The sequence below is a fragment of the Halofilum ochraceum genome, from assembly GCF_001614315.2.
Lineage (GTDB): Bacteria > Pseudomonadota > Gammaproteobacteria > XJ16 > Halofilaceae > Halofilum > Halofilum ochraceum.
This window is the reverse complement of record NZ_LVEG02000002.1, coordinates 17,655-38,283: the sequence shown is the minus strand read 5'-3', so window position 1 is coordinate 38,283 and position 20,629 is coordinate 17,655. Positions and strand designations below refer to the sequence as shown.

The following is a 20,629-nucleotide window of genomic DNA, read 5'->3' as shown; positions in this document are numbered from 1 at the left end:
CGATCGCCTGCCGCTCACCGTCCGCCTTGAAGGGGGCCGTCTGGCCTATGCCCCTCGGCGGTGAACAACTCCCCGCGCTTCGGCGAGCGCGCGGCAAAGCAAGCGTGCCCTGCAGTCCCGGACCCACACCCGCTGCGCTTCAATTCACGAGAAGGAGATAGCGCGCGCAGCCCGTCTTCACGGGGTGCGGGGCCATCCAGATAAGGCCGCGGTGACGCAATACCGTCAGCGCACGCCCGAGGGCCTCGGGAGCGAGGCCGGTGCATCGGCGCAGATCGGCGTGCCCGATCCAGCCGGCCGTGCGAGGCCTGGCACGCAGCTTGTGGATGGCGAACAGTACGCTGAATTCGACCGTATCGAGGTCTTCGCGCTGCAGCAGCCAGTCGGTCACAGGATCATCGCCTGATTCGACGGCATCGAAGCCGACGGGACGGTCGCCGGCAGGCGTCGACGCGGGCATCACGGACACACCAGCGGCCCGCAGCGCCGCCTGGCCATCGGTTACGGATTGCGTGCGGGTGTGCGGGAATTCGGACATGGCTCCTCCAGATCGAACCGGCTCAAGGAGGAACCAACGCGTTGCGAGGACGGGAGAAGGGATTCGTGATGCCCGGTGAGGGCGAATCCTGCGTGCATCTCGGCCTCGGACCTTTGACGCGAAGGTTCCGGGCGGCCCCGCCAGAGGCGGGCCGATCCTGCGAGGTATTCGGGCTCGACGGAGGACTGCATCCCCGTCATACCGTTGCGCGACAGCCCCGGATTCTCACCGGTGTTCCCCTCGTGCGGCCCATATCCTGGGCGCGCGGTCAGGACGGTCTCAATATATAGCGGAAGCACCCAAGCGTAAAGCACTGGACCGGTCAGCCCCCACCCAGCGCGTCAGGCGACCACCGGCACGCCAATCAGCCAGGTATGCAGCCAGAGCACGAACGCGACGTAGATCGCGAGGCCGCCCACGACCACCACCGCGTCATTGACCGCCGTCGCAGGCAGGGCCGGCGCTGACGCCGGCCGCGATGAGCGCCGCTTGGCGGCGATACGATCCGCCACCGCCCAGGCAAGGAACGCTCCGAAAAGCGCGAGGTCCACTGCCCGACCGTTCATCAGCAGGTGCGCAAGCGCCCAGATCTTTACCGCCAGCAGCATGGGGTGTTTCGCGCGCGCGCTGATTCGCCCCGGCAAGTAGGTGGCCAGCAGCAGCGGGAACACCGGGAGGAGCAAAAGCATGCCTGCGTGGCGCAGCCAGCCGGGCGGCGAATACAGCGCGGTCGAGGCCCAGCGGAGATCGCCGTAGCCCTTGATCAGCAGCACAATTCCGACGATGGAGATCAGACCGTAGATCGCCTTCCACGGCACCGCACCCATGCGTCGCACCATGTCGTTGCGCCAATCCGGCACCACGATCGCGATCGAGTGAATACCAAAGAACAGGACGATCCCGACAACGAATTCGAGCATACTCGCCTCTCCCGCGACTCCCGGTGCCGGGCCATGGCGTCACCCGCCGACCCGGCGGTGTCATGGTACAGCAGTACATCGCTATGGGGCTCGAAGCTGGTGGGGAGATGGACGCGGTGCACTTGCGCGGCGATCCGGGCCGAAAAATAACCGGCAGCACGACCCGGTCCGCTTCAGCGGGTTTTCTGAGGCATAAGCCGTTTCACGCGTAGTAGACTCCGGGAGATTCGTTCGGAGGTGGCCTCCATGCTTGAACTGACCCGCCACCACACCGCCTTGCTGCAACAACGCATGGGCGAGCAGGGTATCGATCTCGCCATACTGGCGGATGAAGACACCATCGCCTACTTCGGCGGCTTCTGGGGCTACCTGGGCGTCGAGTACGGCCGCCCGACACTGATGCTGGTCCCGCGCGACGGTGCCCCCACGGTCATCACGCCGCTGATGGAATCCGAGATGGTCGCGGCCATGACGTGGGTCGAGGATGTGCGCGGCTGGGAGGATGGCGGCGAGAACCGCTGGGAGAACGTGCTGCGGGAACTGTTGCACGGCCACCGGCCTTCCGCCCGGCTGAGCTGGGAGCCCTGGCGTACGCCCCCCGAAGTCGAACTGGTCATCGACGAACGCTTCGACTGCGCCCGCATCGCCGATCTCGGACCGATGATCGGGCAGATGCGCATGATCAAGTCAGACAAGGAGATCGCGATCATGCGCCGGGCCGGTGAGGTCGCGACCGCGATGATGGGGGCCGTGCGCGCTGCCCTGGCGCCGGGCGTACCGGAACACGAGATCGCCCAGGCCGCCCTGACCGCGGGGACGCGCGCGGCCGCGGGATTCCTGACCGGGCGCGGTCATGAGGCCTTCGTGTCGCCGACCATTCACGGCCTGCCCATCCTTCAGAGCGGCCCGGACACCTCCATGGTTCACCGCCGCGCCACCGTGCGCGAACTGCAGGTCGGCGACCCGGTCTACCTGTGCTGCTGCAACCTCGTCCGCTTCAAGCAGTACCGGCTGGGATTCGACCGCGAATTCTTCGTCGGCGAGGTGACCGATGAGATGGCCCGCGCCTACGAGACGACCGTAGCGGCGCAGCAGGCTGCGCTGGCCGCCATGCGGCCCGGCGTGCCGGCAGAGGACGTCCACTTCGCCGCCGACGCCGTCTATCGCGAGGCCGGTTATGCGCCCGGCTACCGGACCGGCCGTGCAATCGGTATCTCGGCGCTGGAGGCGCCGGAGCTCAAACCGGGGGATCGCACGCCGCTTGCCAGCGGTATGACCTTCGCGGTCGACGGCGGTATCAGCGTGCCGGAGCGGTTCGGCACCCGTATCGGCGACTCGGTGGTCGTGACCGATGACGGTTTCGAGTACCTGACCGACTTCCCGCGTGACCTCTCCATCGTCAACGGCTGATTCGGCATGATTGAACCCGCGCCACTGACCGTCGCCGTCTTCCAGTGCCAGGCATGCGACGAGGACGCCACGGCCCGGCTCGACCGGCTGAACGCCGCGGCGCGCCAGGGCGCCGAGTGGGGTGCACGCCTGCTCGTCACGCCCGAGGTGTTCGTCTCCGGGTACGGCGGCATGCCGGATCGTATCCACGCGCGCGCCGAACCCGCCAACGGCCCCTCGGCACAACGCGCGGCGGCGATCGCCCGTGAACACGGCATCGCGATCGTGCTCGGGTATCCGGAGGCCGCAGACGGGATCGTGTACAACGCCGCCCTGTGCATCGGCCCCGACGGCGCCACGCTCGGCAATCACCGCAAGCTGGGACTGTCGGGCACCGACGAGCAGGCGACCTATGCGCGCGGCGACGCCGTGACCGTGTTCGAGCTCGAAGGCCACCGCATCGGCGTATTGATCTGCTATGACGTGGAGTTCCCCGAGCTGGCCCGCATGGGCACGCTGGCCGGCGCCACGACCTTCGCGGTCCCCACCGCGCTGGTCTCCCGCTGGCCGGTGGTCGCGCAGAAGATGATCCCCACGCGCGCGCTCGAGAACGGCGTCTTCATCGCGTACGCCAATTACACCGGCAGCGAAGACGGGCTCGAGTACCTGGGGGCGAGCTGCATCGTCGACCCGACGGGTGAAGATCGGACGCGCGCGCACCGGGAGGAAGCGGTGATCGTCGCCACCATCGAACCATCGGCGGTCGCCGCGGCGCGAGCGACACTGCCGTACCTTGCGGATCGGCTCACGCTGCCGCAGTCATGACCGAGGAATCCGGGCCTCGACTTGGGCTGCTTCGGGGCGGAACAGCAACGGTCGCTATGAATCCGGAACGTTCTATCTACCCCGAATAGCCTGACGGGATCGAAAGGCCGTCCGCGGATGTCCACTCATGCGTTTCAGCCGGCCCACTCCCTGGCCAGAATCTTGCAGGCATGGCCCCGTCACCACACATTACAAACGCAGCAGGGTGCGTGGACAGCCTCCTGGCTCAAATGGGCGCATGCGTTACGATAAAACCGGACATGGAGCCAACCCATGGGGTATACGATGCCAACCTTGTGCACCGATAACCCGAAGCCGAGGCGGAAGCCTATCCGCACGCCCGCTGCTACGCCGCGGACTCCTTGCGAACATTGCAGCGGTTCGTCTCGCCGCTGCAACGACGGACGCCTCTGATCCATGCCCGAGAACACAGTGCCCGCCAAGCAGGACGCGGACCCGCGGCTGGATGCGCTCCACCGGCTCCAGATCCTCGATACGGATTACGAGCCGCCCTTCGATCGCATCGTGCGCATGGTCGCCGACTTCTTCGACATGCCGAGCGTCGGCATCCATCTGCTGGATAATGACCGCCAGTGGGTCAAGGCATTCGAGGGCCAGCGATTCACCTGTCCCCGCGAGGACAGCGTCTGCCAGTTCACTCTCGCCCACGACGACCTGCTCGTGATCCCGGATCTGCGAACGGACGCACGCACGCGTCACCTCGGCATCGTCACCGGCCCGCCGCACGTGCGCTTCTACGCCGGCATGCCGTTGCGGACGCGCGAGGGCCACGCGGTCGGCACCCTGTGTCTGATCGCCAGCGAGCCGCGGGCCCGGCTCGACGCCGACGAGGAGCGCTGGCTGCGCGAATACGCCGAGCTCGTCATCGAGACCATGGAATTACGGGTCGACTATCATCGTTCCCAGCAGGAGCTGCGCACCGCCATCGAATTCGATGCCGTGACCGGCCTGCGCAACCGCGCCAGCATCATCCGGGAAGCGCAGGCACTGATCGACACCACCCCGGCGCCAGCCGGCGTCGCCGCGGTCAAGGTCCGGCTCGACCGCATGGAGCTCGTGCTGGGCGCGACCGGGCAATCCGGAATCGGCACCGTCCTGCGGACGGCGTCCGAGCGACTGGCCAGGATACTGGGCCCTGACGACATGCTCGCCCGCGGCGATGGCGACACCTTCATTATCGTTCGCGTTCGCCACATGCAGCATGATGATCCGCAACTCGAGCATTGGCTCGAGGCAACGGCCGAGCAGGCGCTCACCGTGCTGGCGGAGCCGATGGCCATCGATGGCGACCGGATCAACATCACCGCCTCGATCGGCCTCGCGGCATTCGCGGACGGCGTGCCGGCCCACTATGCCATCGATGCGGCATCGGCGGCCTCACTGGCCAGCGCCGACAACGGCGGCAATCGGGCGCAGCACTTCGCACCCGATGCATTCGGGGAATTCCGCGAGCGCGTGGGCGTGGAAGCGGATCTGCGCGAGGCCGTCACGCGCGGTGCATTCACCGTCTCCTGGCAACCCATTGTCGAGATGGCGGCAAATGCCCGGGTTATTGGCGCCGAGGCACTCGTGCGCTGGCCGCGCGGCGACAAGCACGCGGTAGGACCGGACCGTTTCATTCCCATCGCCGAGGAGACGGGCCTGATCCATAAACTGGGCCTCTGGGTGTTCGAGGCCGCGTGCAGCGATCTCGCCGCCTGGCGCCGCCAGGGTCACGACCTGTGGATTTCGGTCAACCTGTCACCGCTGCAGCTCGATGACCCACAACTGACCGAGCAGCTCAAACAGCGCACGCAAGCAGCCGGTGTCGATCCCTCGCGCATCAAGCTGGAGATCACCGAGAGCGCGCTGTCGACGCACATCAACGAGGTCGATTACGCGTTGCAGCGGCTGCGTGAGGCGGGATTCCAGCTGGCGCTGGACGACTTCGGCACGGGCCACTCCTCGCTGGCCCGGTTGATCCGCATGCCATTCAATACGCTCAAGGTCGATCGCGGCTTCGTCAACGATTGCCCGGACGGCCCGGGCGCCGCCGTGGTCACGTCCGTCAGCGCGCTGGCCCATGACCTGGGCATCGAGCTGGTCGCCGAGGGCGTCGAGCACGATGGTCACGAACGGTTCCTTCGCGAGCACGGCTACACGCTGGCCCAGGGCTATTACTACGCCCGCCCGATGTCCGCCGAGGCGCTCATCGAGCATATGGGCGCAACGGCTTGAACGGCGCCCATCAGGTATCAGCTCCCCGGTGTTGGCCTGGTCTCTCGTGAAACAGTGAGCGCTGCGGGGCAGTGGGCTGTCCGGGAAATCTTCGGTCGTGAGCGCGTGAGGCAGCAAGCAGCCGGTGAATGCTTTCTCGGACAGGCTCCTGGTGTCCTTTAACGCAAGTTCGTCGATCTTTCTCGGCGAGGCATCGTGGCGACTGGCAAGGCGCGCCGACGAGTCATAGCGCCTCGTATGGCGAGGAGGCGCAACGCCGCCAGGCGCCTCGAGGGCCGACGAAAAGACGACGAACTTGCGTTACAGGACACTAGTACAACGACAGATCAAGCCGTCTGGACAGATGCGCGAGGGCGGCCAGCGCGGCCGTGCTGTTGCCTTTGGGGCCAAGCGCCGGACCGAAGGCGGTGATGCTCATGCGGTCGGGGACCACCGCGAGGATCGCGCCGGAGACACCGCTCTTCGCCGGTACGCCCACGTCGATCGCGAAGCGCCCGACGTCGTCATACAGCCCGCACATCGCCATCTGTGAAACCAGCACCCGGTTATCGGCACGCGCAAGCACGGTCTCTCCACTCACCGGATCCACGCCGCGGTTGGCCAGGAACAGCCCGATCCGGGCGAGGCGCACGGCGTCGAGCGAGATCGAGCATTGGCGGAAGTAGGTCTCTACCGCCTGCTGCGGATCGTCGAGCAGCCCGAAGTGGCGCAGGTAGTTCGCCAGTGCCCGGTTGCGGTACCCGGTCTCGACCTCGGAGTTGAAGACCTCGTCGTCCACCCTGAACTCGGCGCCATCACCGACCTCGCCCAGAAATGACTGCAGGCTGGCCACCTTCGCCACCGGATCGCCACCGGGCAGGAGACCGCTGACCAGGATCGCGCCCGCGTTGATGTAGGGGTTGCGCGGACGACCCTGCTCTTCCTCGAGGCGCACGATCGAGTGGAATGCGTCACCGCTCGGTTCGCACGCCATCTCGTCGAGCACTTCCGGCCCGTGCTCGCGCAGGACCAGCGCCAGGGAGAACACCTTGGAGACCGACTGGAAGGTGAATGGCACCCTGGCATCGCCGACCTCGTAACGCCCGCCGTCAACCGTCGCGATCGCGATGCCGACGTGCGACGGGTCGGACTTCGCCAGTTCAGGGATGTAGTGCGCGACCTCGCCCGCCCCGGCGGCGGCGCGGCCGACCTCGAGTGCTTCTTCGAGCAGTGCCTCGATGTCGGTGTCGTCGCTCACGCCGGTACCTCCCGCGGTCGAAGGCACGCGTTCATGCAGGTTACCCGGCCGCCGCAGCGACCGGGCCGCCGATTACTCACGCCACCAGATCTCGTGGTCCACCTCGTCGGACAACTCGGGGTAGTCCGCGCCATGGAACCGTGGTTCTTCGCCCCTGGAACGCTGTGTGAAGTAGTCCTTCGTGAGCTTCGCCACGGTGCCTGACAGGAACACGATCGCGACCAGGTTGATCGTCGCCATCAGGCCCATCGACGCGTCGGCCGTGTTGAACACGGTCGCCACGGTCTGTACCGACCCCCAGATGATCATCAGCAGGACCGCGCTGCGCAGCACTACGATGCCGGTCTTGCCCGCCAGGCCCAGATAGGTCATCGCGTTCTCGGCGTAGGAGTAATTGCCGACGATGGAGGTGAAGGCGAAGAACAGGATCGCGATGGCGACGAAGTAACTGCCGCCCGCCCCGATGTGGTCCTCGAGCGCCGCCTGGGTGAGCTCGGTGCCGGTGAGACCGCTGCCGGGCTCGAATACGCCCGAGAGCAGGATCAACAGCGCGGTCACGGTGCAGACCACGATGGTGTCGATGAACACACCCAGCGCCTGCACGAAGCCCTGTGCGGACGGATGGTGCGGCTGCGGCACGGCGCAGGCGGCGATGTTCGGCGCCGAGCCCATGCCGGCCTCGTTGGAGAACAGGCCGCGCTTGACGCCGTTGAGCATCGCGGCCGCGAGCCCGCCGGTGACGCCGCCGGCCGCCTCCTCAAGGCCCATTGCGCTGGCGACGATCCGGTACAGCATGTCGGGCACCTCGGTGATGTTCATCATCAGAACGATCAGACCGAGGAGCAGGTAGATGCCGGCCATTACCGGCACCACGTAGGACGCGAAGCGCGCGATCTGCGGGATACCACCGAAGATCACCACGCCCGCGAGGACGGCGATGACGACGCCCGTCGCGACCGGCGGGATGCCGAAGGCGCCGTCCACCGCCGAGGCGATGGAATTGGCCTGCACGGCGTTGAACACCAGCCCGAACGACAGGATCAGTGCGATGGAGAACAGCGCCGCCGCCCAGTTCTGCTTCAGGCCCTTGGCGATGTAGAACGCCGGACCGCCGCGATAGTCGCCGTCCGCGTTCCGGGTCTTGTACAACTGCGCCAGCGTGCTCTCGGCATAGGCGGTCGCCATGCCGACGAGCGCGACCAGCCACATCCAGAAGATGGCGCCGGCGCCGCCGAGGTAGAGCGCCACCGCTACGCCCGCGATGTTGCCGGTACCCACGCGTGAGGCGAGGCTGACCGTCAGCGCCTGGAACGGCGTGATGCCGGACTTGTCCGTCTCCGGCGCGCTGCGGATCACGCGGAACATCTCGCCGAAGTGGCGGAACTGCAGGAACCCGAGGCGGATCGTGAAGAACACGCCCACGGCCAGCAGACCGTAGATCAGCACGTAGCCCCAGAAGACGGTATTCAGGAAGTCGACGATAGCGTTCATGGCGATGGCCCCTTATCGCGTTTTAGTCCTGATCCGGGGACGGCCGGCGCACATCCTCCCGATCCGGTGCGCCCGAGTGTTCTCCTGAAGCATCCGGCCGTCAACTCTGCGGCCACGCCGTGTCTTTTTTAGCAGCCTGCCCAGCCGGTGTCGCGCATTTTTCCGAGGAACCGTTCGAAAAGAATCGACCGCTGGAAGACGAACGATTGTTCGAAGCCGCAATGCGGACCGCATTGGTACCGTGGCCCCGAGCCGCCACGGTACTCATAGCTCCGATTGTCGCTGCTATTCTTCTCTCGATGGCCGCTCCCATGGGCAGGGATGCGGCCCGTGGCATTTGCCTGATTGCGGAGAATCGACATCGACACGACCACCACACAGCCGGTGAGGGCCACTCGGCGCCGTAGCGGGTCACTCCACGGCTTCGCGCTGATCCTCGTCTACGTGTTGGTGGCACTCCTGCCGCTCGCGGTCGCCGTGGTTGCCCAGGCGCCCGGCCGCCCCGGCCTCGGCGACCTCGCCTCGAGCATCGCCATGGTCGGTTTCGCTGCGCTGCTGCTCGAATTCGCGTTCTCGGGGCGCTTCCGGCTGCTCACCGACGTTGTCGGCATGGACGCGCTCATGCGCTTCCACCAGTTCAGCGGTTATGTCGTCCTCCTGATGCTACTGCTCCACCCCTATCTCTACGCCCTCTTCCCGGGTGAGACCGGAATACCGGGAGACACGGACCCGGGCGGCAGTGCGCTGGCCGGCGTGACGGGCTTCATCGCCTGGTTCGGCCTGATCGGCCTCGTATTCGCGGCGATCTTCCGGGACGACCTGCCGATCCCCTACGAACGCTGGCGGCTGGGTCACGGCGTCGGCGCCGCGATCATCGCGATCCTCGGCCTCGTGCACACGCTGGGCGCCGGGACGGCCGCCGCCTCCCCTGTGGTGGCCGGGTTCTGGATCGGCGCGGTTGGCCTGGCGCTGCTCAGTCTCCTCCAGGTCTACGCGCTCCGTCCGTGGCTGCAGCTCCGGCGGCCCTGGCGTGTGCGGGCGGTCCACTCCGTTGGCGACGATATCCATGAGCTGACGATCGAGCCCGACCGGCACGATGGACTCCGGTTCCAGGCCGGGCAGTTCGTCTGGCTGCGCATCGCGCCGGGGCCCTGGGGATTACGCGAACACCCGTTCTCCATCGCATCGGCGCCCGGCGACGGCCCCGGGTTGCGTTTCATCATCAAGGCAAACGGTGACTACACGCGGCAGATCGGCGCGGTGGCGACCGGCGCCGCCGCATGGATCGACGGACCATTCGGCCATTTCGGGGAACCGGACGACGACGATGCGGCGCTGCTGTTCATTGCCGGTGGTGTCGGGCTGGCGCCTATCCTCGGACTGCTGCGCGACCGGCTGCAACGGGGAGATCAGCGTCCGATGCGACTCATCTACGCCTGCCGCTGGCGGCGCGACCTGATCCTGCAGGAGGAACTGGACGAATTGACCCGCGGCCTCGATCTGGACATCGTGCGCGTCGTCGACGAAGAAGACCGCCCCGCGGGCGCGCAGGCCGGGCCAGTCGGCGCCGAGCTGTTGCGCGAGTGCCTGCCCGATGCGGATCGGCGGCGCATCGGCTGTTTCATCTGCGCCCCGCCGGGCATGATCGACGCAATGGAGACCCTGCTGGTCGAGGCAGGCGTCCCGCCCGGCCGGATCACCAGCGAGCGCTTCCGCTACCGGTTCAGCGCCGGCAGCCCCATCGCGCGCCGAACACGTCGCGTCTACATGGCCGTAGCCGGCGTGCTTATACTGGCGGCCACCCTGTTCGCACTGATCAGCTGAAACCGCGAGCGCATCCGGAATTTCCTCTGACCCGGCATATCCGATCGGATATGCTGGCGCGCGCAGTCCGCTTTCGATTGAACTGACGACAAGGCCACGCTATGACCGGCCCACTCGACGGCATCCGCATCATCGATCTCACCGCCGTGATCTCCGGCCCCCTCGCTACCATGATGCTGGCGGATCAGGGTGCCGAGGTAATCAAGGTCGAGAACCCCGCGGGCGGTGATTTCACCCGGCATGCCGCCAACCGGCAGGGGGACTTCTCCGCCTCGTTTCTCAACAACAACCGCAACAAGAAATCCGTCGCGCTGAACCTGAAGGAACAGGCCGGCCATCACGCGTTGCTGAAGCTGATCGCCACGGCGGATGTGTTGATCCAGAACTTCCGCCCGGGGGTGATCGAGCGCATGGGGCTCGGCGAGGACGAGCTGCGCAAGGTCGCGCCGAAGCTGATCATGGCCTCCATCAGCGGCTTCGGTGATACCGGCCCCTACGCCCAACGCCCGGTCTACGACCCGCTGATCCAGGGCCTGTCCGGGCTTGCGACAGTGCAGGCCGGCGCCGATGAGCGGCGCCCGCAACTGGTCCGGACGATCCTCCCGGACAAAGTCACCGGCATCACCGCCGCCCAGGCGATCACCGCCGCCCTGTTCGCCCGCGAACGCACCGGTGAACCCCAGCACGTGCGCCTGTCCATGCTGGACGCCACCGTCGCCTTCCTGTGGAGCTCGGACATGGGGAGCCAGACCTTCGTGCAGGGCGAGCTGCCGCAACAGGAGGCCGCCAGTTTCCAGGACCTGGTCTACGAGACCACGACGGGTTACATCGCGATCGCGGTGCAGAACGACCGCGAGTGGCAGGCGATCATCCGCGCGCTCGACCGGCCGGAATGGGCGGAGGACCCGAGATTCCGGACCGCGGAACTGCGCCAGCAGAACATTGATGCCCGGCTCGACCTCATCCAGTCCGTCATCAAGACCGACTCCGCCGAGCACTGGCTCGCGCGGCTCGAGGAATACCAGGTGCCCTGCGCCCCCGTTTTGACCCGCACCGAGATGCTCGATCACCCGCAGGTCCAGGCCAACGAACTGGTCGTCCATCACGATCATCCGCAGGCCGGGACACTGCGCCAGGCCCGCGCGCCGGCACGTTTCTCCGGCCAGCCCGAACAGCCCTGGCAAAGCGCACCGGGCCTCGGGCAGAACACGGGCGAACTGCTCAAGGAGTGCGGCTATTCGGAGCAGGCGATCCAGGACATGATCGATTCAGGGGTGGCAGGCGTCGGTAGCTGATCCGTAGAACGTCATTCATCACGCTCTATCCGATCAGATCCGGATACTCATGGTTTTTACTCTGTATCCGTATATCACCGAAACAACCCTGGACGCACAAGGCATGCGGCCAGGGTTGCGTGATGCGCCGTGCTTATTCGCTCGGCAGGAGAACGGAATCGATGACGTGGACGACGCCGTTGGCGGTCATGACGTCGGCGGCCGTGACCGTGGCACTGTTGCCGTTGGCGTCTTCGACCATCACGCTTCCGCCGTTGAGCGTCAGTGTCAGCATTTGCCCTTGCACCGTTTCGACCTGCGCGCTGCCGTTACCGTCTTCGATCATGCTGACAACGGCAGAGGCGGGGGCCTCGCCGGCGACCACATGATAGGTGAGCACGGCCTGCAACTGTCCCTTATTCTCCGACTCGAGCAGCGTCGTAAGCGTGCCGTCGGGCAGCTTATCGAAGGCGGCGTTGGTCGGCGCGAATACGGTGAACGGACCTTCGCCCGACAGCGTCTCGACCAGGCCGCCCGCATCCACGGCGGTAACCAGCGTGCTCAGATCGTCGACGCTACTGGCGGTCTCGACGATATTCTTTTTCGGTGCGTCGCCCTGATCCATGGACGCCTGTACCAACCCCGTAGCCAGCAGACCGAGCAATGCAACGGACAGCAGGCCGTACGGGAATCTGTTCCTCATTTTCAACATCGTATGTCTCCCGACATGTGAACGTGCGAAGGACAGTTCGCCACGTTACGCATCCCGGTTTCCGCGATGCGATTATTTTTGGTGGCGGCGCCAAAGTTCACGCCAATGGGAAACCGGCTTCCGCTGTGGAGCGAACCCTCAGCTTCAGTGCCAATCGTGTCGTGGGTGAGTCCGGATTAAGGAACCGGTATGAACGATGTCGGATTGCGGACGAGTTTCGGTCGGCGTGCGCACTGCGTAGAGCGCTAAAGGCGGATCAGCACTCGGGTATCGAATGCACCTGGTTCGAATGCGCTCGACTCGATCGCAAGGGCGATCGAGTCGAGGCCATTCTCAGGCCGGGTCGGGCCAGACAAAGTCCGGGCGCAGCGACTCGTGCACCGGCCGTCCATCATCCGGCTTCTCTTCCCCCTTCGAGGGATCGAAGAAGGCATGGTAGGTCGCGGGCAGTCTGTCCGGATCAAACCCCATAAGGTTCGGCACCACGGCGCGAATCCGCCGTTGTTTGTCATCCAGCATGATCGGTGCGCCGCAACTGGCACAGGTACACAACTCCAGCGGTCCGTCCGGGTTGGCGGCATTGAATGGCTGGCGATTCAGGGCGTCCGGATTATCCACCGCGAGATCGCCGTGGCCGAAAAACACGACATGCGTGGATGGCTGCCCCGTGACGCTCTTGCAGACCGAGCAATGGCAGATGTGATTATCGACCGGTTCGTGGTCGGCATGGGTGTGGACGTGGTCGCATCCACCGGCGTATCGATGGGACATGATGAGCACCTCTGCCGCGGGAGGGAGACCGCAGGCCGCTCAAATCCTCTAGTCCAAAAAAAGGCGAGACACAAGGTAACGGGCAGTGCCCGCCGTATCGCGGACGCGGACGGGCCCATTTGGCGTGCGTGGCGGGCTGACTGTTTGCGGTCAACAGTGGATGATCGAAGCGCATCCAGGCGATCGCGGTTATCCTCGGGGGCCGTGCAACGCCGCCCCGATACAGGAGGACACGCTGAATGGTGACGATCACCCGCAACGAGGAACGCCCGGCCCGCACGCCGCCCGCCGAATACTTCACGGGCGAGGTCAGTCTGGAGCCATTGTTCGCCGCCGAGGCACCCGCGCGCGCCCACGGTGCCCGCGTCACTTTCCAGCCCGGCGCCCGCACCGCCTGGCACACCCACCCGCTCGGCCAGACGCTCATCATCACGCACGGCAGCGGCCGTGTGGGGCGCGAGGGTGGCCCGGTCGAATCCATCCAGCCCGGCGACGTGGTCTGGATCCAGCCGGGCGAGAAGCACTGGCACGGTGCCGCGCCGGATACGGCCATGACCCATATCGCGGTGCATGAAGCGCTCGACGGTGAGGTCGTGCAGTGGCTCGAGCGCGTCAGCGACGAGGACTACGAGGGGCGCGCCTGACCGCGCGCATTCCCCGACACCCTGCGAGGAACCTGCCTGATGCCCTTGCCGATCACCAGTCTGTACGCCGCGCTTGCCACGCTGCTGCTCATCGGGCTCGCCGCGCGCATCCCACGCCTGCGGCGACGCCATCAGGTCGGCATCGGAGACGGCGACCGCCCGGATCTCGCGCTCGCCGTGCGCGTGCACGCCAATGCCGTGGAGAACATCCCGATCGCGCTGCTCCTGCTGGCCCTGCTGGAAGTCCAGGGCGGCGCCCCAGCGGGCCTTCACGCGGCCGGCGGCGCGCTCCTGCTCGGTCGCATCCTGCACGCCCGCGGGCTCGGGCGCTCGCGGGGCGCGACGCACGAGCGCGTGTGGGGCATGGCGCTGACCTGGCTAGCGCTGCTCGGTATGGCTCTGTGGCTGTTGGCGTTCGCCGTCTCCGCGCTCTTCTGATCCAGCACAGGGGGCGGAGGTATCGCATCCGCGGCGCAGGCGCGGATGTAGACGTTGGACATTCCGTCGTTTCGGCCTGGAACGCCTATGCCCGGTCGGCACCCGGGACCACCCCTCTTTGCGCGCCTTGCCTCACGGAACCGGCAATGATCCCGGCCGTTCACGGATCATGGCGATCCATCCAGTCGGCGATGGCGGAACCGATCTCTCCTGGCCGGTCTTCCTGGATGTAGTGCAGGCCAGGACCGACGTTGACGGTCTCGGTGTTCGGCAATTTCTGCGCATACCACGCCGCGGTTTCGGGCGGGATCAGTACCCCTGGCTCGGCGTGGACGATGAGCTTGGCCAAGGTGCTCGTTTCCAGCCAGTCCATGTACGCCATCTGCATATCACGGATAGCGGCCGGCTCACCGCCGATGCAGAGTTTCTGCGGGAATTTGCAGAGGATTCGGCGATCCGCCGGGTTCGCCCATGGCGCGCGATAGGCGTCCAGCTCATGCTGTGTCAGCTCACGCTGGGTCAGTGCGGGCAATACGCCCTCGATGAACTGGTTTTCGTCGACCATCATGCGCTCGGCATTCTCCTGCGACGCCCGCAGGGTCTGGAAGAACTCCCGGGTCTGTTCATCGAAGGCCTCGTAGCCGGGCACCGGCAGCAGCAGCGCCTCCATGAAGGCGAGTGCCTTGACCCGCTCCGGATGCCGGCGAGCGAAGTGGAAGCCGAAGAACGAGCCCCAGTCGTGTCCGACGATGGTCAACCGATCGAGTCCCAGGTTGTCGATGAAGGCATCGAGGTACCGGATATGGTCTTCGACGTCGTACGCGAGATCGGGGCGGTCGGACAGGCCATAGCCGATAAGGTCGACGGCGATCAGCCGGCCCTTGCCCTCGAGTTCGGGGAGAACGTTGCGCCAGAGGTACGACCAGGTCGGTTGACCGTGCAGGAACAGAATGGGGTCGCCGGAACCGTGCTCGACGTAGTGCATGCTGGAACCGAGGACATCGGCGTAGCGGGAGTCGTAGGGGAAATCGATCGGCTTGGCTGCGTTCATGGTGGCTGCTCCCTGTGCATCGTGGCCGGTGCAACCGGCGCTGAAGCGGAATGCATACGCGATCAGAGGATATGCTACGGGACCTGGCCCGCCTGCGATTGGCGATCACCTCGATCGGTACACATATCGATTACGGCCTGGTATCCCTTCATGTACAACATGCGCCCGCCCATCTTTACGGTCTCCGGGTCGCTCGGGATCCCCAGGCCGTCGACCCAGCGGTTCATGAGATTGAAGAAACCGCAGACCAGCACGGCATGTTCCAGTGCATCCTCGTCCCAGCCGGCGGCCAGGACGCTGTCGACGTCCGCCTGGCCAATATTCTCCGGTTCCCGGTTCAGTGCACTGACGAATGTGAGTACCGGCGTCAGCGGATCATCATCGACGGAGTCCGGCCGTGGTTCCGGCGCGCCACCCAGATGGACTATGACCTCGTTGTGACTATCCCGACAGAAGGCGCAGCCATTCTGGTCCGAGACATACGCGGCGATACGTTCGCGTTGCAGAGCGCTGAAAGGGGACGGCCCACGCATCAGCTGCTGCGCGAACTCATGCAACGGCGCGGCAAGCGTGGGCAGGTGCCGGAAGCGGTCAACCAGCGTGGTGTCCGGCGCGGATGGCAGGTAGCTCATGGCGAGCGGCTCCTGTACTGGATACGGGCCAACAGCATGAAGGGCTCGGGCACCTCCGTTGATCCGTATCTCTACGTACGTGGTCGGCGGGCGTCGCGCGCACGCTGACGGACCACGGTGCTGGCGGGCGCCGCCGCGACAACGCCAGGCTCCATCGGCAGGGAACGTATTGCCGGACTTGCTGTCACTTACAGCAACGACCCCGATGAGTACAGTGCGATGATTCTCAGCGAGCATACGCGTGCCACGAAAGAACGTTTCCTCGCGCAGACGGACGCGGAGACGGTCGAACTGATCGGCAGCGGTCTGGAGGACCTCGCAGCGTCGCACCCGGCGGGGCGGGCGCTCGGTCCAGGCACGCGGGCACCCGACTTCGAGCGCCCCGACGTGCGGGGCGGTTCGGTACGCCTGTCACGGTGGCTGGAGTCCGGCCCCGTTGTGCTCAGTTTCTACCGCGGCGGGTGGTGCCCGTTCTGCAGTCTGGAACTGCGGGCGTGGGCGGAGCAGGCCGGCGCACTCCACGACGCGGGCGCAGCGCTCATCGCGATCTCGCCCGAGGCCGCTGACCGGGCTGCTGCCTCCGGAACCGACTGGGATCCACCGTTTGCCGTGCTGACCGATGCGGACCACGGAGTCGCAGGGGCCTACGGTCTGACCTTCGAGCTGTCCTCGGCTGCGCGCACGGCCCAGCGCCGCCTCGACGCACCGCTGGACCGCCTCAACGCCGATGGCACCTGGCGCCTGCCGGTGCCGGCGACCTACGTGATCGCCCCGAATGGCGTCATTCACTGGGCGTATGTGAATGACGATTACACCGAACGGGCGGAACCGGAAGCGGTCGTCGCCGCCGTTGAGACCCTGATCGCGAAGCGGAACGGCCAGGCAGAGACGTGAAGCGTGGCGCTCGCGCACGACGCGCAACCGCCTTGCTGGCCGCGCCGTGCGGGATCCTCGGCGACCCGGAGCGAACCCCGTGCTCCGACGTTTTTCTGCTCGAAATCGGCCGGCGGATGTAAGCTGTTCGCCGGCAATATTGAAGCGGGACGGATTGATGAGAAAGACGGATAGCATGCTCCGAAAATGGCCGATCACGGCGCTCGTCGGCCTCGCTCTCGTCGCGCTGTCGACTGGCGGCTACGCCGGCAAGGCCGATGTGGTCGACGTCAGCGTGGAGCCGGAGGGCGACCGGACCTATCGCTTCTCGGCAACGGTGCGCCACGACGACGAGGGCTGGGATCATTACGCCGACCGCTGGGAAGTGCTCACGCCCGACGGCGAGGTGCTCGATACGCGCGTGCTGCACCACCCGCACGAGAATGAGCAGCCGTTCACGCGCTCGCTGGGCGGCGTCGAAATACCGGCAGGGATCTCGCGCGTACGCATCCGGGCGCGCGACTCGGTGCACGGCTATGGCGGCCGCGAGTCCACGGTGGAGCTGCCGTAATCCCGAACCCGAATATCAAATCGGGAACGCCGGGCGTCGCGGTACAGGTGGATCAGGAAGGCAGGAACAGCCTGTACGCGCCCTGCACGATGGCAACGAGCCCCAGTGCCCAGAGGCTGCATGCGGCCACGTCGAACACGGTATAGCGCGCGCGCTCGAATTCGGTGACTCCCATCATGGCGGGGACGAGGCTGCGGATGGCCGGGATGAAACGCCCGATGAAGATGGCGAAAACGCCGTACCGCCGCACCATTGTCTCCGTGCGTTCCCAGCGTTTCGCGTTGCGCTGGATGATGCGCCAGCCATGAATGCGATGGCCGATCGCGCGGCCCGCGTAAAAGCCCACGTGATCGCCCAGCGACGAGCCCACCATCGCCATGGACGCCATGATCCAGAGATTCGCCCAGTCATTGGCGTAGAAGACCGAAGTGACGACGACCAGCAGCATGGCGGGGACGAACAGGCCCACGCCGACGCAGGTCTCCATGAAGGCCAGCAGCGGCACCAGGAAGACTGCCTGCTCGCGATGCTCACTGGCCCACGCGAGTATGGAGTCGATCATCAGGCGCTGCGCCGCGGCGGCCGGAGCAACAACACCGGAGTGGCCGCCTTGTAGGCCTCGTAGTCGGCCTGGCCACCCCATTTCTCATCGGCCCGCTGCTCCAGCATCGGAATGCCGCTGACTTTCATCAGCAGCCAGCAGACAAACACCGGCGACAGCCAGCCCAGCCATTGCCATCCGCTCATCGCCGGCGTCGCCATCAGAGCGATCCCCGTCCACAGCACGATCTCACCGAAGTAATTCGGATGGCGCGACCACGCCCACAGCCCGTGCTGGATGAAGTGCCCCTGGTTGGCCGGATTGGCCTTGAAGGCACTCTTCTGGCGATCCGCGATGGCCTCGATGGCAAAGCCGCCCGCCCAGATCAACAGCCCCAGCGTAGCCCACGCATCCCAACCCGAGGATCCCGGGCTGGTCACCGCGATCAATGCAGCCAGCAGCGTCATGAAGACCCAGAGCCCCTGGAGGGTCCAGGCCATGAAGAAGCGGGGCCAGTAGGGCTTGAGGGTGTCAAAGCGACCATCCTTGCCGGCGCGTTTGACGCGCAGAAACAGGAAACTGCCCAGACGGCCGCACCAGATCAGAACCAGCATCGTGATTACCCACCCGCGCGCATCCGGACCGCTGAAGCCGGCCGCCAGCAGGATCACGCTGGCGTAGGTCAGTGCGCCGGTGAGGTCGTAGTAATGCTCGGTCTGGCGCAGATACGACGGCACGAACACGAGCCACTGCACCGCAAAGCCGAACAGGGCCAACGCCGCCAACAGGGGCAGACCGGCGACACTGTACGCGCCATCGTCCACCACCACGGCGAGTCCCAGCCCGAGCAGGGTCGCGATCACACTGACAAGAAAGGCTACGCTGTTCCGCAAAGGGCGCTCCCGTTAGATGGGTCGGTTGACCGTATTCGTGAGCCTGGCGCGACGCTGTTGCCACGTCCAGGGAATTCGCAGGGAACCCGGGGTTGGAGTCGCGACGGGGGAACGTTGATGCGACGCCCAGCGGGACGCCGTATCAGGCGGCTGTCACCGTTGCCAGCGAACGGAGCAATTCCCGAGGGCCGTCGGGAAGCCCCGCCAGACGGGCGACCAGGAGGATGACGAGCAAGACCAGGGTCGACGCGTACAGCATCCGTGTACCGGAGTGGTGGCGCAACCGCCGCCAGGCCAGAAAGCCGGCTCCGGCCCACACCGCACCGCCGAGGACATCCAGCACCAGATGCTGCTTGACCAACAGGGTCGACGCCACGATGCACAGGACCACCGGCAGCAACCAGAGCGCGGTCCTGCGTGCACGGCAAAACAGCACCAGCCAGGCGAAGACGTTCAAGGCCACGTGCAGGCTCGGCAGGTTGTTGACGACGACATCCGTCCGCTGCTGGTAGCGCGTCAGGGTGGACAGGAAATCGTCGCCCATCGCGAGCGGTTTGTGCATGAACACCGGAAAGAAATGGAACACGAGGAAGGCGAGGCCGAGCATGCCGGCGAACACGACGACCCCCGCCTCGAACTCCTGGCGCCTACGCAGGACGAAGACCGGCGACAGCACGAAGACGTAGCCGAGCATGTAGAAGACGATGAAGGGCGGCACCAGCGGGATCAGCGCATCGAGCCAGATCCCGCCGAACCATACATCGGCCGCCGAGTGGCCGCTGCCCGCCCACAGGTACCCGACCCCGAAGAAGAGGCCGAGCAGCAGCACCACTGCGCCCCGCTCCGCCCGAGCGGGCGCGCCGGCGAAGTCGCTCGCCAGCGGCGGGTCAACGTCATCCGGGAGGCTCTCCGCCAGGCCGGAAAACCTCATCGGCCTCCACCGTCCTGCGCGGCGCAGGGTTCGCGTCCTGCGGGGCGGTGCCGGCCCTGCCGCCACCCCGAAGGGCGCTCAGTCGCCTCCACGGACCAACCGGACCGGGAAACTCTTGGTAGTCTTCCCAGCGGACCTCACCCGTCCGGTTGCGAAATCGACAGCCCACGCGTCGCTGGGTCGATCCACGTTGGGTGAGGAAGACCAGTACTCGCTGCGGGTTACGCCCGGGAATATCTCCGTATTCATGGTGACGTTCGCGCAGGCGGTATCCACGAGGCTGGAAAGCTCCTTCACATTGGGCAAGCGCCAGTCCGTATGGCCTTCAAAGGCTTTCTGATTGGCGGTGCGCGCCGCGCCGAGGGCCTGTGACCAGGTATGGCGAACGATCGTGCCAGTGCCACCACAGGACGTGCCTGTATTGCTTTGCCCAAGCGAGCATCTCGCCCAGGTCAGGCCGGTCTGCGGGTCGGTCGCAAGAACGGGCGAGCCCGCCTCGACGACGTAGTAGTCGTCTCCCTTCGTGCGCTCGCGGGATGCCTCCAGCACACACTCATTGCTGACCGATGACGCCTCGTCATCGCTACCGCAACCGCTGACGAACAACACCATTACCACGCCCAGCGTTCTCGCATTCATCCTGCCTCTCCTTCCGCTCGCGGGGCGACGTCCGCCGCCTCGGGGTATCTGTTTCACCATGGCAGGCGCGCCGCAGGCTCCAACGCACCGATGGTCACGAAGTTTCAGTCAAAGAACTTCTGGTTATCGGGAGCCCTTCCAGGTCGGGCTTTTCTTACAGCCCGACACTCGCAAGCTTCTGATCGGTCGGGCTGACC

At 66.0% G+C, this 20,629-nt stretch carries 21 protein-coding genes and 1 riboswitch; of the genes, 9 read left to right on the top strand and 12 right to left on the bottom strand.

What is annotated here, in order from left to right; all coding sequences use genetic code 11:
- Window positions 1-139: 139 nt before the first annotated feature.
- Window positions 140-538, bottom strand: a complete 399-nt coding sequence (locus tag A0W70_RS03495) for a hypothetical protein (RefSeq protein WP_067560600.1) — start codon at window positions 536-538, stop codon at window positions 140-142.
- Window positions 539-680: 142 nt separating this feature from the next.
- A riboswitch (cobalamin riboswitch) is annotated at window positions 681-826 on the bottom strand.
- 53 nt (window positions 827-879) lie between these two features.
- Window positions 880-1,458, bottom strand: a complete 579-nt coding sequence (locus tag A0W70_RS03490) for an NnrU family protein (protein WP_067560598.1) — start codon at window positions 1,456-1,458, stop codon at window positions 880-882.
- 246 nt (window positions 1,459-1,704) lie between these two features.
- Here A0W70_RS03490 and A0W70_RS03485 point away from each other — a divergent pair, with 246 nt between their 5' ends.
- The 3 genes from A0W70_RS03485 to A0W70_RS03475 all read left to right on the top strand — a co-directional run bounded on the left by A0W70_RS03485 (window position 1,705) and on the right by A0W70_RS03475 (window position 5,910).
- Complete coding sequence (locus tag A0W70_RS03485; protein ID WP_067560596.1) at window positions 1,705-2,868, top strand: M24 family metallopeptidase; 1,164 nt, start codon at window positions 1,705-1,707, stop codon at window positions 2,866-2,868.
- Window positions 2,869-2,874: 6 nt separating this feature from the next.
- Window positions 2,875-3,672 (top strand): carbon-nitrogen hydrolase family protein, encoded by a 798-nt coding sequence (locus A0W70_RS03480; protein WP_067560594.1) that lies wholly within the window; start codon window positions 2,875-2,877, stop codon window positions 3,670-3,672.
- Between the two features lie 417 nt (window positions 3,673-4,089).
- The gene (locus A0W70_RS03475; RefSeq protein ID WP_070988303.1) at window positions 4,090-5,910 is read left to right on the top strand and encodes a putative bifunctional diguanylate cyclase/phosphodiesterase; all 1,821 of its coding nucleotides are present in this window, start codon (window positions 4,090-4,092) and stop codon (window positions 5,908-5,910) included.
- Window positions 5,911-6,220: 310 nt separating this feature from the next.
- Here A0W70_RS03475 and glsA read toward each other — a convergent pair whose 3' ends face one another.
- Together glsA and A0W70_RS03465 are read right to left on the bottom strand one after the other, a co-directional pair.
- Window positions 6,221-7,147 (bottom strand): glutaminase A, encoded by a 927-nt coding sequence (gene glsA / locus A0W70_RS03470; protein WP_067560590.1) that lies wholly within the window; start codon window positions 7,145-7,147, stop codon window positions 6,221-6,223.
- Window positions 7,148-7,219: 72 nt separating this feature from the next.
- Entirely contained in the window at window positions 7,220-8,638 is a 1,419-nt protein-coding gene (locus A0W70_RS03465; RefSeq protein WP_067560588.1) for an alanine/glycine:cation symporter family protein, read from the bottom strand.
- Window positions 8,639-8,983: 345 nt separating this feature from the next.
- Between A0W70_RS03465 and A0W70_RS03460 the strand changes: the two genes are divergently transcribed.
- The gene (locus tag A0W70_RS03460) at window positions 8,984-10,462 is read left to right on the top strand and encodes a ferredoxin reductase family protein (RefSeq protein ID WP_139150689.1); all 1,479 of its coding nucleotides are present in this window, start codon (window positions 8,984-8,986) and stop codon (window positions 10,460-10,462) included.
- Window positions 10,463-10,563: 101 nt separating this feature from the next.
- Entirely contained in the window at window positions 10,564-11,757 is a 1,194-nt protein-coding gene (locus tag A0W70_RS03455; protein ID WP_067560583.1) for a CaiB/BaiF CoA transferase family protein, read from the top strand.
- 133 nt (window positions 11,758-11,890) lie between these two features.
- On the opposite strand, the gene A0W70_RS03450 is transcribed toward A0W70_RS03455, so the two are convergent.
- Window positions 11,891-12,439, bottom strand: coding sequence for a fasciclin domain-containing protein (locus tag A0W70_RS03450; protein WP_067560748.1), 549 nt, complete (start codon window positions 12,437-12,439; stop codon window positions 11,891-11,893).
- 342 nt (window positions 12,440-12,781) lie between these two features.
- Window positions 12,782-13,219, bottom strand: coding sequence for a GFA family protein (locus A0W70_RS03445; protein WP_067560746.1), 438 nt, complete (start codon window positions 13,217-13,219; stop codon window positions 12,782-12,784).
- 239 nt (window positions 13,220-13,458) lie between these two features.
- Here A0W70_RS03445 and A0W70_RS03440 point away from each other — a divergent pair, with 239 nt between their 5' ends.
- On the top strand, window positions 13,459-13,863 hold the full coding sequence (locus A0W70_RS03440; protein ID WP_067560582.1) for a (R)-mandelonitrile lyase: 405 nt from the start codon (window positions 13,459-13,461) through the stop codon (window positions 13,861-13,863).
- Between the two features lie 39 nt (window positions 13,864-13,902).
- The gene (locus A0W70_RS03435) at window positions 13,903-14,301 is read left to right on the top strand and encodes an MAPEG family protein (RefSeq protein WP_067560581.1); all 399 of its coding nucleotides are present in this window, start codon (window positions 13,903-13,905) and stop codon (window positions 14,299-14,301) included.
- A gap of 160 nt (window positions 14,302-14,461) precedes the next feature.
- Here the strand turns inward: A0W70_RS03435 and A0W70_RS03430 are convergent, their stop codons facing one another.
- Together A0W70_RS03430 and A0W70_RS03425 are read right to left on the bottom strand one after the other, a co-directional pair.
- A complete protein-coding gene (locus A0W70_RS03430; RefSeq protein WP_067560579.1) occupies window positions 14,462-15,352 on the bottom strand; it encodes a haloalkane dehalogenase in 891 nt (296 codons plus the stop codon).
- 74 nt (window positions 15,353-15,426) lie between these two features.
- The gene (locus A0W70_RS03425) at window positions 15,427-15,984 is read right to left on the bottom strand and encodes a carboxymuconolactone decarboxylase family protein (protein ID WP_067560577.1); all 558 of its coding nucleotides are present in this window, start codon (window positions 15,982-15,984) and stop codon (window positions 15,427-15,429) included.
- Between the two features lie 219 nt (window positions 15,985-16,203).
- Between A0W70_RS03425 and A0W70_RS03420 the strand changes: the two genes are divergently transcribed.
- Window positions 16,204-16,878 (top strand): peroxiredoxin-like family protein, encoded by a 675-nt coding sequence (locus tag A0W70_RS03420; protein WP_067560575.1) that lies wholly within the window; start codon window positions 16,204-16,206, stop codon window positions 16,876-16,878.
- Between the two features lie 157 nt (window positions 16,879-17,035).
- Window positions 17,036-17,428 (top strand): hypothetical protein, encoded by a 393-nt coding sequence (locus A0W70_RS03415; protein ID WP_217495377.1) that lies wholly within the window; start codon window positions 17,036-17,038, stop codon window positions 17,426-17,428.
- A 52-nt stretch (window positions 17,429-17,480) separates the two neighbouring features.
- On the opposite strand, the gene A0W70_RS03410 is transcribed toward A0W70_RS03415, so the two are convergent.
- From A0W70_RS03410 to A0W70_RS03395, 4 genes are all read right to left on the bottom strand, one after another.
- A complete protein-coding gene (locus tag A0W70_RS03410; protein WP_067560571.1) occupies window positions 17,481-17,990 on the bottom strand; it encodes a DedA family protein in 510 nt (169 codons plus the stop codon).
- Entirely contained in the window at window positions 17,990-18,862 is an 873-nt protein-coding gene (locus A0W70_RS03405) for a DUF1295 domain-containing protein (RefSeq protein WP_067560569.1), read from the bottom strand. The genes A0W70_RS03410 and A0W70_RS03405 overlap by 1 nt, the downstream gene beginning before the upstream one ends.
- 142 nt (window positions 18,863-19,004) lie before the next feature.
- The gene (locus A0W70_RS03400; protein WP_067560567.1) at window positions 19,005-19,793 is read right to left on the bottom strand and encodes a phosphatase PAP2 family protein; all 789 of its coding nucleotides are present in this window, start codon (window positions 19,791-19,793) and stop codon (window positions 19,005-19,007) included.
- 78 nt (window positions 19,794-19,871) lie between these two features.
- Window positions 19,872-20,432 (bottom strand): Lcl C-terminal domain-containing protein, encoded by a 561-nt coding sequence (locus A0W70_RS03395; RefSeq protein ID WP_067560565.1) that lies wholly within the window; start codon window positions 20,430-20,432, stop codon window positions 19,872-19,874.
- Between the last annotated feature and the right edge of the window lie 197 nt (window positions 20,433-20,629).